The organism is Persicobacter sp. CCB-QB2 (genome assembly GCF_001274635.1).
GTDB lineage: Bacteria > Bacteroidota > Bacteroidia > Cytophagales > Cyclobacteriaceae > Persicobacter > Persicobacter diffluens.
Genome location: NZ_LBGV01000001.1, coordinates 579,691 through 593,327 on the forward strand (window position 1 = coordinate 579,691; position 13,637 = coordinate 593,327).

A 13,637-nucleotide genomic window follows, 5' to 3' on the forward strand; every position below is an offset into this window, starting at 1 on the left:
AAAATTATAATTTCAAGAAGTCATCCATGCTGCACACTCCCTTTTGTTTTGGTAACCATTCGGCCACTAAAACAGCGCCCAGGGCAAAGCCTTTTCTGCTATGAGCGGTGTGTTTGATCTCAATATCGTCCACTTCTGAACGGTAGTGTACGCTATGAGTGCCCGGAACTTCTGCTTCACGCAAAGAGATAATGTCTAATTCTTCCGCCTTTTCGGAGGTTTCATTGACCCATTTGGCTTTGCGTTCTACATTATCCAAAACGCCTTCAGCAAGCGTAATGGCTGTTCCGGAAGGAGCATCCAGCTTTTCAGTATGGTGAATTTCCACCATGTCCACCTCATATTCTTTCTGAGGATTCATCAATTTAGCTAAAAACTCATTGACTTTGAAAAACAGATTTACTCCGATGCTATAATTGGATGCATAAAAAAACGTGCCATTTTGTTCGGCTACCAATTGCTCCAGCTCAGGAAACTTGTCCAACCAGCCCGTAGTGCCGGAAAGTACCGGGATGCCATTTTTGATACAGGTGGTCAGGTTATCATAAGCGACAGCGGGCATGGAGAATTCAATGGCTACATCCACGGTATCCCCAGTCAGATTGGCCAGGTCTGCTGCATTATCTTTGTCAATTTTAGCCACGATTTCGTGTCCACGGTCCAGGGCAATCTGCTCAATGATTTTACCCATTTTTCCGTATCCTAAAAGTGCGATTTTCATAATAATAAAGGTGTTTTAATTGCCGACGTTTATTTAAAAGTAAAGTTAACGGTTAATCCCGGAGCCGGAACTCCGTGAAGCGTTGGCAGGAGTGAGGGGGTTACCCCCATCGCTAAGTCAGGCGTGATTTCGAAATCCCGCAGGTGAGAATCCACATGGGCATCCACAATCTGAAGGGCATAAAGCGCGACCATAAATACCATAGACCATTCCCGGTTACGCTGGGCTATATCAGCCCTTTGCTCCAGCTGTTCTAAGGTGAAATTATCGGCTAATGGGTTATCAACTCCATTGGCTGAATCAAAAGCCGCGGTTCGAAATAACTGATAGTATTGATCATTATAGGCAATGAAGTAGCCTATGGCAATTCCACCTCCGTAAATGATCGGTAATTTCCAGTATTTTTTATTATAAATCTGTCCCAGTCCCGGAATAGCGGCGGAATACATCGCTGCCCGGATGGGTACATTTTTATATTCCCGCACAGCGGGTTCATTGAGGTCTCCTTCAGGAACTTTGCCGTCGGGGGTGTAGCCCTGAATGACGGCTTGCTTTTTTGCTGATTTCAAAGTGTCCTGAATGGCCTCATATTCTATAGGCCCTGTGGGCGTGTTGAAGTTATTCTGTGCCCAAAGTGGGGCGCTACAAAATAAGCTGATGCACAGGGTGAAAATCAGACGGTTGATCATTCAGTCTAAAGGTCTAGGATGTCCATGATGCGGTTGAAATCTTCTGCGGAAACAAAAGGAATTTTAATGAACCCTTTGTCTTTGTCGTCAGAAGCAATGGCCACCTTGGTACCAAAGTGTGAGCTTAGTCTTGACTGAATACGTTTGATCTGATAGGCGCGTTCCGGATCCAGTGATTTTGCTTTTCCTTCCGCTCCTTTTCCGTTGGCAAGTTCACGAACCAACTGTTCTACTTTTCGCACGGAAAGATCTTCCGCAATAATTTTTTTGAAGATGCTCAGCTGCAAATCAATATTGTCAATATTGATGATGGCGCGGGCATGTCCCATGGAAATTTTCCGATCCCTAACGGCGACCTGAACTTCCGGAGGAAGCTTCAACAGACGCATATAGTTATTGACCGTGGTCCGGTTTTTTCCTATTCGAGAACCTAATTCTTCCTGCTTCAGTCCGCACTCTGCCACCAATCGCTGGTAACATAAGGCGATTTCGATCGCATTCAGGTCTTCTCTCTGGATGTTTTCAATCAGAGCCATTTCCAGCATTTGCTGATCATTGGCCTGACGGATATATGAGGTGATGTGCTTTAAGCCGGCCAATTGGGCTGCCTGATATCTTCGCTCACCGGAAATGATCTGGAATCGACCTGCTTCCACCTCCCGTAGGGTGATCGGCTGGATGATGCCTTGTACCTTGATGGAATCTGCTAATTCCTGTAAGGCTACCGGGTCAAAGTCGGTCCTTGGCTGGAAAGGGTTAACTTCAATTTGATCAACGGCAATTTCATTGATGCCCATTGGGGTATTGAGGGGTTCTGCATCAATGCCCGCTTTGCTGAAATTTACCGCTTTGGAATCCTCCAGTAATGCTCCTAATCCTCTTCCCAAAGCGTTTTTCCTTTTTTGACTCATATTGTCTTATTCAAAATCAGTCGGAACTGATATGTTGCTCTCTAAATTAAAATGCCTGGCCTTAGGCCCAATGGTTATTTCACCAATTCGTTTTTCTCCAAAATCTCTTTGGCCAGGTTCAGGTAGCTGATCGCTCCTTTACTTTTGGCATCATGCGCAATGGCCGGCAGGCCAAAGCTCGGAGATTCACTCAATTTGATATTCCTTGGAATCAGGTTGCGGAATACCATATGCTGGAAGTGGGTTTTTACCTCTTCCACCACCTGATTGGAAAGGCGCAAACGCACATCATACATCGTTAATAGGATCCCTTCAATTTCCAGGTTTGGATTCAGTCGGGTCTGAATGATTTTGATGGTGTTCAAAAGCTTCCCTAATCCTTCCAATGCAAAATACTCGCATTGTACCGGGATAATCACAGAATCCGCCGCAGTAAGCGCATTAACGGTAATCAATCCCAGTGATGGAGAACAATCGATGATGATAAAATCATAGTCATCTTTAATTGGAGCAATGGCATTTTCCATTTTCTGCTCCCGGTTGCTTTCATTGACCATCTCTACTTCCGCACCCACCAAATTGATGTGTGAGGGCAGTAAATGCAAATAAGCAATGTCGGTTTCTTCTACCGCTTCCTGAACGGTGGCATCTCCCACCATGCATTCGTAAACGCTGATTTCGATGTCTCTGGGGTTTCTGCCCAGTCCGGATGTAGAATTGGCTTGGGGGTCGGCGTCAATCACCAATGTTTTAAACTCCAAAGCCGCTAAACTCGCCGCTAAATTAATAGCGGTAGTGGTTTTTCCCACGCCTCCCTTTTGGTTGGCAATGGCAATTACTTTACCCATAAATATTTAAAGATTAACGCTTTTTCCGATTTCAATAAAATGCAACGCCTTACCTGCCGCCTTTGCTTTTTCCAGGCAGCTCTCCTTTTCGATAGCGATAGGAGGGAAGGTGTCAAAGTGCATGGGAACGATCTGAGTGGTGCCAACAAAGTCGGCTGCTTTTAGGGCGTCGTCGATGCCCATGGTGAAATGATCTCCAATCGGCAGAATGGCGAATTTGAGATCAAACTCTTCTGCGATTAATTTCATATCGTAAGTCAGTGCCGTATCACCTGCATAGTAGAAGCTTCCTTCTGCTGTGGAGATGACAAATCCTGCAGGATTACCGCCATAGCTCCCGTCCGGAAAGCTACTGGTGTGGATGGCATTGACCATTTTTACCTTACCAAAATCAAATTTTACGGTGCCGCCGTGATTCATTGGCGTCACTTTTTCTACGCCCAGACCTGCAAAGTAATTGGCTACTTCAAAAGTCGCCACCACATTGGCATTGGCATTTTTAGCAATCGCCTCAACATCCACAATATGATCCTGGTGCGCATGGCTCACCAAAATAATATCCGGCTGAAGGCTATTAATATCAATGTCTTTGGCCAGTTCATTTGGTGTAATAAATGGATCAAAAAGAATTTTTTGTCCACCAACTTCTACCATGAATGCGGCATGACCGAAATAAGTGATTTTCATAGCGGGTTAAAATTTAATGATGGGTGAATAAAGCTCAGTTTTCACACGTTCCACGCAAATATAAGAGATCGAAAGGGGAAAACCGTGGAAACCGTGGAACTATTTTTGTGAATATTTCAAGAAAAAATTTTGCCACAAAATCAATCTAATTTAAGGTGTTGATTGTGAGTGGTGTAGTGGTTTTGCCTTGCTTTGAGGAATAAAATATAGTTTAAAAAAATGGGAAAAGCATGTAAGAAATATAATTGTCTTTTAAAATAAAAAACCACCCACTGTACGGTCATCAGAAGGTGGTTTTTTTGTTTGTTTTTATGGTTCCTCTTCCGGAAAGTCCGGGCTCATGTCCAGCATGCCGGAGAGAAAATCGCCGAAATGTGCGCCACCGCTGAGGGGTTTTTTACTGAGCATGCTGTAGGCGGCCAGGCCATGGAGCAGGAATTCCACAAATAGCGGAATTTCTTGCTGCGGTATATGGGTCAAATGTGTTTTTATGAAATCCGTGAGTGGGCTGATGGCCAATAATTCCCCGGTAAAATCATCTTCAGAGAATTCATCCATCACATCCACTACATTTCCTTTTTCGAAATAATCGCTGATTTTTCCATAGGGGTTTATCTCCTCCTTTCGGGCTTTTTCCGGGGAGGGGAAATATTTTTCAAACTGAATACGAATGGCTTTGTCCATTAAATTAGCGGCTACCGCAGCAGCGCCCTCTTGTTCTCCTTCATAAACCAATTCTACCTTTCCGGTAATGGCCGGGGTGATTTTGAGGAAGTCAGCAATGCGTGCCGCTCCTGTGGACTCTCCATTGATCAGCATTCTTCTTTCAATGGTGGAGTAAAGGGTTTCCAGCGCGGAAATGGTCAATCGGGCGGAAACGCCGCTTTTGCCATCTACATATTCGGACTCCCGGGCTTCGGCAGCAATTTGTTCTATCAGGCTGAAAAGAAGTGGCGAAATATGAATCTTCTCCTGCAGCTCTGCGCTGATTTTGGCTTCTTGTCGGGTGATTTTCTCCCCGATGTCCAGCGTTGGTGGGTAGTGGGTGATGATCTGGCTTTCGATGCGGTCTTTCAGTGGGGTGACGATGCTTCCGCGGTTGGTGTAGTCTTCCGGATTGGCTGTGAAGACGAACTGTAAATCCAGAGGCAGGCGTAGCTGGAAGCCCCGGATCTGGATGTCGCCTTCCTGCAGAATGTTGAACAACGCCACCTGTATGCGCGCTTGCAGATCGGGAAGCTCATTGATGACGAAAATGCCGCGGTTCGATCTGGGGATCAGTCCGAAATGGATAATGCGTTCGTCAGAATAAGAAAGCTTTTGGGCAGCGGCTTTGATGGGGTCGATGTCACCAATGAGGTCAGCTACCGTAACATCGGGAGTGGCTAGTTTTTCCACATAGCGAAGGTCGCGATGCAGCCAGGCAATAGGTGTTTCATCGCCCAAATTCAGTATTTGCTGTCTGCCGAAAAAAGAGAGGGGGTGAAAGGGATCGTCATTGATTTCAGAGCCTTCGATATACGGAATGTATTCATCCAGGAGGTTGGTCATCAGGCGGGCTATACGGGTTTTAGCTTGTCCCCTTAAACCTAAAAGGTTGATGTTGTGCCCGGCTAAAATAGCTCTTTGAAGTTCCGGAATCACAGTTTCTTCATAGCCATGGATGCCCTTGAAGGGATTCACGTCGTTTTGCAAAGCCTGAATCAGGTTTTTTCTTAATTCGGCTTTGGTGCTTTGCGGCTGGAAGCCCGCTTTTTTTAATGCTCCGAAAGTTTTGATTTCAGTCGGAGAGGGTTTGGGTGTATTGGTCATGGTTTTGAGTTTCGGTTTTCTGCTACTGAATAATAATAGGAGTTGGTTCGGGCGCTTAAGCCCGATGATGCGGTTTGGGGTAAGTTTGGCTTAGCGGCACTAAATATTTCTTCTTCGATTTCTTTTGTAGTCTTCAAAAACCAGGTCTCCCAGTCCCTGAAGACCGGAGAAATAGGCATTGCCCTGGTTGACTTCCGTAAACTCCCGCACAAATTGTTGCAGGTAAGGATCCGAAGCGATCATAAAGGTGGTGATCGGAATGTGAATCCTTCTGGCTTGTGCGGCCAGATTCAGACATTTGTTGACAATTTTCCGGTCCAGGCCAAAGCTGTTTTTGTAATACCCACGGGGCTCCTTCAGGCAGGAAGGTTTGCCGTCGGTAATCATAAATATCTGCTTGTTGCTGTTTTTGCGCCTTCTTAATAAATCCATGGCAAGTTCCAGCCCCGCTACGGTATTGGTGTGGTAAGGGCCCACCTTTAAATAGGGTAGGTCTTTGATTTCAATTTGCCAGGCGTCATTTCCAAAGACTAAAATGTCCAGGGTGTCCTTGGGATATTTTTTGGTGATCATTTCGGCTAAGGCCATCGCCACCTTTTTGGCCGGAGTGATGCGATCTTCTCCGTAAAGGATCATGGAGTGGGAAATGTCGATCATCAGTACAGTGGAAGTTTGTGTTTTGAATTCCTTTTCTACCACTTCCAGGTCATTTTCCTGAAGATTAAAAGCGCTGATGCCATGATTAATTTGTGCATTCCGAAGGCTGTCCGTCATGGAAATTTGTCCGGGGGCATCACCAAACTGCCAGGGACGGCGGTCAGCGCCCAGCTCATCTCCCTGTTGTCCGGGGAAAGGAGTGTGGTGATTGCCTCTCTTGCTCTTGCGTAATTTGCCGAAAATTTCTTCCAGGGCATTCTTCCTGATTTTTCCTTCACTCTTTGCAGTGATCTCAAATTGCCCATCCTGTGGATTTTCCCGGATGTAGCCTTTATCTTTCAGGTCCCGGTAGAAATCACCCATGCCGTATTGATCGTCCGTCAACTGATATTGCCGGTCCAGGTTGTTCATCCAGGCCATAGCCTCAGACACATCACCCGAGGTGATTGTAGAGAGTTGGAGGAAAATATCCAGCAATTTTTGAAAGGGAGATTGTTGATTTCCGGAGCCTATTTGTGGGGGAGAGAATCTGTATCCGATCATATTGTGGGTGAGGTATTTAGCTTTGAAATAACAATTTATTTGATATTTTAATTAAACAATGATATTTCGGGGACAATTCCCTATAATTTTCATTAAGCCGGATAATTCATACTTAAATCCTCGTTTAGCTGTGAGTCGGAAAAAATGAAGGAATAGTTGCCTGTTTCGAGTTTTTTTCAACCAAACAGATGAATGAGGAGAAAGCAAGCTTGCCAAATTTGGGCTATTTTAAATCAACGAAAACAAACCGTAATGCACTGAAGATAAGTCGCTTACAATTAAGAGGCGAATTAAGTGCTGAATAATTCGGCTTAAGAGCGTGTTTAATACCACACCATCCGACTGCAAATTCGAATTATTGAAAGTGATTTTAGATAATTTAATTACAATAGCGCTGCTATTTTTCTCAAAATAATCGGGTATCGTTTCTGTAATAATCAAATTTTCGTCACGAATTTTGGATTTACACATGATCTAAGCGCTTTGTGGAACTCAAATGAATAACTATGAATAAAAAAAATAGGGATAATGCCCTGATTGAAAAAAAAGATCAACCCAAGCCTTTGGATCAAATTCTTGATGAACAGATCGAAATGAGCCTGCATGAATTTAACCGTTCTTCCATTGGGCTTTTGCTGTCGGCCTTCTCAGCAGGGCTGGAGATAGGGTTTAGTTTTTTACTAATGGGGCTGGTCTATACTATGCTGGGGTATGATGCAGATCCGGTAACGGTCAAAGTATTCCTGGCTTTGTGTTACCCGCTGGGCTTTCTGTTTGTGATATTGGGCAGGTCAGAGCTATTTACCGAACATACTGCATTGGCGATGTTGCCCGTTTTAAAAAAAGAAGTGGGAATACGACAGCTTTTTTCCCTTTGGGGGCTGGTGTATGCCGGGAATTTGGTGGGAGGCTTTTTGTTTAGTTTCATTATTGTGCATTACGGACCTGAAATAGGTTTTTTGGATGCCTGGGTGTTTGGGGAAATTGCTCATCATTTAGTGGATTACCCGATGTCTACCATTTTCATGAGTGCGATTTTTGCGGGCTGGTTAATGGGGCTTTTGGGTTGGTTGCTGACCTCCAGTAGAGATACGATTTCCCGTATTTTCATTATATTTTTAATCACGACCGTAATCGGACTTGCCGGTTTTCATCATTGTATTGTCGGTTCGATAGAGGTGTTTTCCGGTGTGCTCAGTGGAGCGATTAGTCTGGGGCATTATTTTAATTTCCAGATTTCGGCCACTTTCGGAAATATTTTGGGGGGTGCGTTTTTTGTGTCTTTGTTAAAATACAGCCACGTAAGGGCCTGAGTGAGGTTGTTCAGAATGGGTTTGGATTTTTTTTCAATGATTTGGTTACATGGCAGAGGATCAGGAGAACTTGGTTGCTGTTCAGTCACAGGTGAAGCTATGCCGTTTAGCGGTCTGGTATCGCTGCTGAATTACCACCCCTTTTGTTTCGTATTTAGTATTTTCAGGCTCTTTTTTGGGAAATGGGTTGCCGGTTAATGCGGGAGGCTGATCCTCAAAGGATTTGGAAATGATTTTTTGCCTGCAGAAATTTATTGGTATCTTTGGCAAGCCATACTGTGCGCCTCTTTGTAGTCGGGCGGCATTATGAAGCGATTAAGTCAATAGTTGTAATATTGAGTAAATCGAAAACTAAAAAATATTATGTCTGAGCAAATTAAAATTACACTTCCTGACGGATCTGTCAGGGAGTACGACAAAGGGGTAACGTCCCATGAAATCGCCCTGAGCATTAGTGAAGGTTTGGCGAGAAATGTATTGTCTGCAAAAGTGAATGGAGAAGTTTGGGATTCCAACCGGGCTATTGATGAAGATGCGGAAGTACAATTGCTAACCTGGAATGACGAGGACGGAAAGAAAACCTTCTGGCACTCTTCCGCTCACCTGATGGCAGAGGCGCTTCAGGCGCTTTATCCTTCCACTAAATTCGGTATTGGTCCTTCTATTGACAACGGATTCTACTATGATGTAGATTTCGGTGATCAGGAGTTTGATTCCGCAGATCTGGAAAAGATCGAGAAGAAAATGACCGAATTGGCGCGTCAGAAAAATACTTTTGACCGTAAGGAAGTTGCCAAAGCGGATGCGGTTGCCTATTTCGAAGAGAAGGGCGATGAGTATAAGCTGGAGCTATTGGAAGGCCTGGAAGATGGTAGCATTACTTTCTACACACAGGGTGAATTTACGGACCTTTGTCGTGGGCCACATATCCCTAATACCGGTGCCATTAAAGCGATCAAATTGCTGAACGTTGCAGGTGCTTATTGGCGAGGAGATGAGTCTCGTAAGCAGTTAACACGTATATATGGTGTTGCTTTCCCGAAAGCTAAAGAGCTAAAAGAGCATTTGGCGATGCTGGAGGAGGCTAAAAAGCGCGACCACCGTAAGTTGGGGAAAGAGTTAGAGCTTTTCACTTTCTCTGAGAAAGTAGGTATGGGCTTGCCGCTTTGGTTGCCAAAAGGTGCAATCCTGCGTGACCGCCTGGAGTCTTTCCTTAAAAAGGAGCAAAAACGCGCCGGTTATTTGCCGGTAGTGACGCCTCATATCGGAAATAAGAATTTGTACATTACTTCCGGCCACTATGAGAAGTACGGAGAGGATTCTTTCCAGCCTATTCATACGCCATCTGAGGGAGAGGAATTTTTATTAAAGCCGATGAACTGTCCTCACCACTGTGAGGTCTACCGTTCTCGCCCTCGTTCCTATAAAGAATTGCCTTATCGCCTGGCCGAATTCGGTACGGTTTATCGCTATGAGCAGTCTGGTGAGTTGCATGGCCTGACCCGTGTTCGTGGTTTTACCCAGGATGATGCACACATCTTCTGTCGTCCGGATCAGGTGAAAGAGGAATTCAAAAAGGTAATTGACCTGGTGTTGTATGTTTTCAAATCTTTAGGTTTTGATAATTATACTGCGCAGGTTTCTTTGAGAGATCCTGAAAATAAAACCAAATACATCGGTTCAGATGAGGACTGGGCATTGGCGGAAGCGGCCATTCAGGAAGCAGCGGATGAGAAGGGCTTGGTTACTGTGGTAGAAACTGGGGAAGCAGCCTTCTATGGTCCTAAGCTGGATTTCATGGTGAAAGATGCTTTGGGGCGTTCCTGGCAGTTAGGAACCATTCAGGTGGATTACCAGTTGCCACAGCGCTTTGAATTGGAGTATACCGGTTCAGATAACCAAAAGCACCGTCCGGTGATGATCCACCGAGCGCCATTTGGTTCTATGGAGCGTTTTACAGCAGTGTTGATTGAGCATTGCGCGGGTAATTTCCCATTATGGCTGGCGCCGGAGCAAATTGCGGTATTGCCAATCTCTGAGAAATATGCCGATTATGCCGAGCAGGTTTACAATGCATTCACAATGGAAGATATCAATGGCTTCATTGATCACCGTGATGAGAAGATTGGTCGTAAGATCCGTGATGCAGAGGTGAAAAAGATTCCATACATGATTATTGCAGGTGAAAAAGAGGCCGCGGAAGGAAAAGTTTCTTTGCGTAAGCATGGTGAAGGAGATATCGGAACCTTTACTTTGGAGGAAGCCGTGAAATATCTGCAGGAGAAAATTCAGCTCTCCATTGCTGGAGAATAATAAATGAAAGATAATTAATGAAAACCACCCGCTCCTTACAGGGTGGTTTTTTTTATTTGCTGTCAACTGATCCTTTGAAATTGGTATGATTATCGCTAATTTCTAGCATCTGTGATTCGATTTCGTCCTGAAGACTTTGCCTTTAGAGAATGTTGCTTTAATATTTTGTAATTTGATTTGCAAATATTCCATTCCTCAGAAAATTTCCTCATATTTGCGATTCGAATTTAAGTTTAACCATAATTAAATACATACTATCAGACCGAGAAGATCAAACCGCGGACGTATGGTGAGGCAAGAAGAGCCTTATCGCGTTAATGAAAAAATTACCGTACGTGAAATTCGTGTGGTGGGGGAGAATATCGAAGTGGGTATTTACTCTACTCGTGACGCCCTTAAAATGGCCAAAGAGCAAGGTTTGGACTTGGTAGAAATCTCTCCAAAGGCCGATCCTCCTGTTTGTAGAATCATTGACTACTCTAAGTTTAAGTACGAGCAGAAGAAGAAGCAAAAGGAGATTAAAGCAAAAGCTCAGAAAACCGTATTGAAGGAAATTCGTTTTGGTCCAAATACGGACGAGCACGATTTCAATTTCAAGTTGAAGCATGCGGAAAAGTTTTTGGAAGAAGGTGCGAAAGTGAAAGCCTATGTGCATTTCGTGGGCCGTACGATTGTCTTCAAAGACCGAGGTGAGGTATTGTTGCTTAAATTCGCTCAGGCTTTAGCGGAATTGGCGAAAGTTGATCAATTGCCGAAATTGGAAGGTAAGCGTATGACGATTATGCTTTCTCCAAAGAAAAAAGCGGGGAAATAAGATTTTTGAATATTCACGTGACGGGCGGTTTCTTTGGGAGCCGTCTTTGTTGTGTCAATATATATCTGACTATTTTATTTACTTTAAACGATTTGTATTATGCCTAAGGTAAAAACCAAATCAAGTGCTAAGAAACGTTTCAAGTTGACTGGTACTGGAAAAATCAAAAGAAAGCACGCTTTCAAAAGTCACATTTTGACTAAAAAAACAACGAAGCAGAAGCGTAATTTGACTCACGCAGGTTTGGTACACAAATCTGATGAGGCGAACATTAAAGCTCAGCTTCACATCTAATCTATTCCGGTCGGGTACCGGGATTCGGTTTATTTATTAATTCACCAGATGTTTGGTCTTTAAGATAAGCACCCCTAGTGGTCACCAAAGGTCAAAAAATTTATTATTATGCCAAGAAGTGTAAATCACGTTGCATCTAGAGCTCGTCGTAAAAGAGTTCTTAAATTAGCCAAAGGTTATTTTGGCCGCCGTAAAAATGTTTGGACAGTAGCTAAGAACGCTGTTGAGAAAGGTTTGGGATATGCTTACCGTGACCGTAAGGTTAAGAAGCGTGACTTCCGTTCTCTATGGATCCAGCGTATCAACGCAGGTGCTCGTCTAGAGGGTATGTCATACTCTGCTTTGATGGGTGCATTGAAAAAGAACAACATTGAGCTAAACCGTAAGGTATTGGCTGATTTGGCGATGAATCATCCTGAGGCTTTCAAAGCAATCGTTGCGAAAGTAAAATAAGATAGTTCTATTTCAATATAGAGGCCCGTTCATTAGTTTGAACGGGTTTTTTTATGTCAAATTATTCGCTCGCTTGGTTTAGTGCGTCATGCTCATGAACTTTATGGTAGTTTGTTAATATGGGTTCTGCTAAGCCGAATTGTTTATCGCTAAATCTATTGATTGGGTGTAAGTGATTTATTTTCAGTCTAATAAAATTTATTTTCTTTGAATTATAATAGCCTAAATTTGGGCAAGCTAGCTTTCTCCTCATTCATCTGTTTCATTGAAAAAACTCGAAATAGGAAAAATTCCGTCATTTTTTCCGCCTTCCGGCTAAACGAGGGTTTAAGCGTGAATAATCCGGGCTAATTTTTTAACAGCCCAAATTGGGGCAAGCTTACTTTCTTCTCCTTCCCCTGTCTTCTTGGGAAAAAATTCGATACAGTAAACTATTCCTTCATTTTTTCCGGCTAAACGAGGATTTAGGATGAATAATTCAGGTGATGTTAAATTATTCCCGGGGAAGAGGATGGCGTTGATTATACTCCTCTACAATGTCTTTTAGGTCATCAAAACGATAAGTGCGGTTGTTGACTTTTTTCACAATTTCCTGATCGTCGCCAAAGAAGTTTTGGATGATGATTTTAAAAAAGGAGCGTTCCACTAAGGTGAGGTCCCGGCTCTTGTGGCGGTTCAGATAAAGATTGTTTCCGTCATTAGCATTGGGGATGCCTTGCGGGGGTTCCACGGTTTTGAAGTCCTGGCTTAAGGCAGGGGTGGTTTCGGTGTCTGAAAATTCCACCTCGACATAATACAGATTGACCGCTCCGGCGGCTTCCAGTCTTAAGAAAGTCATTTTATTCTGTACACCGGAAACCAGCGGGAAGCTGTGGTAGGTGGTGTTGCTGATTTGGTAGGCGCTGAGCTCGCTTGCGCTTTTGGTGGATTTTTTACCTTTCAGATTAATGAACTTAACCGAAGAGGCCATTTGAAGGTCTCTGCGAGCTTTTATTTTTCCGTGGAGGGTGTCGCCTTCGTTAGTGACGATGTATCCTGTTTCATAATTTTTTTGGGCAAGGAGGGGGTGGTTGAAAATAAGTAAAAGGGCAATAAAATATAGTAAAGGTTTGATCATACTTTAAACAAATATAGATAGTCCTCTAAGTTAAAAGAAATGTTCGATTTGCTGCTTTTTTTTACTGGATAATATTGAAGGATAAGCTGCTATTTCTTAATTCAAATTATGCGCCGCGGCCGTGAATGAAATGATTTAAGGGGTTTAATTTCAAGGCATTGAATGTATTTTTTGGCTCTTATGGGATTGAGCCTGTACGCTCCTTATTTCTTTGTTTAGTCGGATAAATTTCGAAAGGGAGCATTATGCGGCATTTTACCACCTTTACCTAAAAGGAGGATTTCTCCCGAATTATGCCGAATTAGATTCAGGGGCGCATCATAAGCGCTGACGAGTGAATGTGTATGGTGGGAAATTACTGATTTTTAAAAAAATCTGAACTTGGGTGAGCGTGCTTTCTACTCATTCCTCTGCATAGTGGGGGAAAGCTCGATTGAGAAGCTGTTCCTTCATTTTAGTCTCCAA

Annotated in this window: 13 protein-coding genes; 5 read left to right on the top strand and 8 right to left on the bottom strand. The window is 43.6% G+C overall.

The window, feature by feature from the left end; all coding sequences use genetic code 11:
• Window positions 1-4: 4 nt before the first annotated feature.
• From dapB to NG22_RS02775, 7 genes are all read right to left on the bottom strand, one after another.
• Entirely contained in the window at window positions 5-721 is a 717-nt protein-coding gene (dapB, locus tag NG22_RS02745; RefSeq protein ID WP_053404302.1) for a 4-hydroxy-tetrahydrodipicolinate reductase, read from the bottom strand.
• A gap of 29 nt (window positions 722-750) precedes the next feature.
• Window positions 751-1,410: a DUF5683 domain-containing protein gene (locus tag NG22_RS02750; RefSeq protein WP_053404303.1), complete on the bottom strand. Its 660-nt coding sequence runs from the start codon at window positions 1,408-1,410 to the stop codon at window positions 751-753.
• Window positions 1,411-1,415: 5 nt separating this feature from the next.
• Window positions 1,416-2,321: a ParB/RepB/Spo0J family partition protein gene (locus NG22_RS02755; RefSeq protein ID WP_053404304.1), complete on the bottom strand. Its 906-nt coding sequence runs from the start codon at window positions 2,319-2,321 to the stop codon at window positions 1,416-1,418.
• A 74-nt stretch (window positions 2,322-2,395) separates the two neighbouring features.
• The gene (locus tag NG22_RS02760) at window positions 2,396-3,169 is read right to left on the bottom strand and encodes a ParA family protein (protein ID WP_053404305.1); all 774 of its coding nucleotides are present in this window, start codon (window positions 3,167-3,169) and stop codon (window positions 2,396-2,398) included.
• Window positions 3,170-3,175: 6 nt separating this feature from the next.
• On the bottom strand, window positions 3,176-3,856 hold the full coding sequence (locus tag NG22_RS02765) for a metal-dependent hydrolase (protein WP_053404306.1): 681 nt from the start codon (window positions 3,854-3,856) through the stop codon (window positions 3,176-3,178).
• Between the two features lie 309 nt (window positions 3,857-4,165).
• The gene (locus tag NG22_RS02770; RefSeq protein WP_053404307.1) at window positions 4,166-5,668 is read right to left on the bottom strand and encodes a sigma 54-interacting transcriptional regulator; all 1,503 of its coding nucleotides are present in this window, start codon (window positions 5,666-5,668) and stop codon (window positions 4,166-4,168) included.
• A gap of 99 nt (window positions 5,669-5,767) precedes the next feature.
• The gene (locus tag NG22_RS02775) at window positions 5,768-6,868 is read right to left on the bottom strand and encodes a VWA domain-containing protein (RefSeq protein WP_053404308.1); all 1,101 of its coding nucleotides are present in this window, start codon (window positions 6,866-6,868) and stop codon (window positions 5,768-5,770) included.
• Window positions 6,869-7,374: 506 nt separating this feature from the next.
• On the opposite strand from NG22_RS02775, the gene NG22_RS02785 reads away from it, so the two are divergent.
• From NG22_RS02785 to rplT, 5 genes are all read left to right on the top strand, one after another.
• Window positions 7,375-8,181, top strand: coding sequence for a formate/nitrite transporter family protein (locus NG22_RS02785; RefSeq protein ID WP_053404310.1), 807 nt, complete (start codon window positions 7,375-7,377; stop codon window positions 8,179-8,181).
• A 363-nt stretch (window positions 8,182-8,544) separates the two neighbouring features.
• Window positions 8,545-10,494: a threonine--tRNA ligase gene (gene thrS, locus NG22_RS02790; RefSeq protein WP_053404311.1), complete on the top strand. Its 1,950-nt coding sequence runs from the start codon at window positions 8,545-8,547 to the stop codon at window positions 10,492-10,494.
• 286 nt (window positions 10,495-10,780) lie between these two features.
• Window positions 10,781-11,308, top strand: coding sequence for a translation initiation factor IF-3 (gene infC, locus NG22_RS02795; RefSeq protein WP_053404312.1), 528 nt, complete (start codon window positions 10,781-10,783; stop codon window positions 11,306-11,308).
• Window positions 11,309-11,407: 99 nt separating this feature from the next.
• Window positions 11,408-11,602: a 50S ribosomal protein L35 gene (gene rpmI / locus NG22_RS02800; RefSeq protein ID WP_053404313.1), complete on the top strand. Its 195-nt coding sequence runs from the start codon at window positions 11,408-11,410 to the stop codon at window positions 11,600-11,602.
• 108 nt (window positions 11,603-11,710) lie between these two features.
• On the top strand, window positions 11,711-12,055 hold the full coding sequence (gene rplT / locus NG22_RS02805) for a 50S ribosomal protein L20 (RefSeq protein WP_053404314.1): 345 nt from the start codon (window positions 11,711-11,713) through the stop codon (window positions 12,053-12,055).
• Window positions 12,056-12,548: 493 nt separating this feature from the next.
• Here rplT and NG22_RS02815 read toward each other — a convergent pair whose 3' ends face one another.
• Complete coding sequence (locus NG22_RS02815) at window positions 12,549-13,172, bottom strand: hypothetical protein (RefSeq protein ID WP_053404316.1); 624 nt, start codon at window positions 13,170-13,172, stop codon at window positions 12,549-12,551.
• Window positions 13,173-13,637 lie beyond the last annotated feature (465 nt).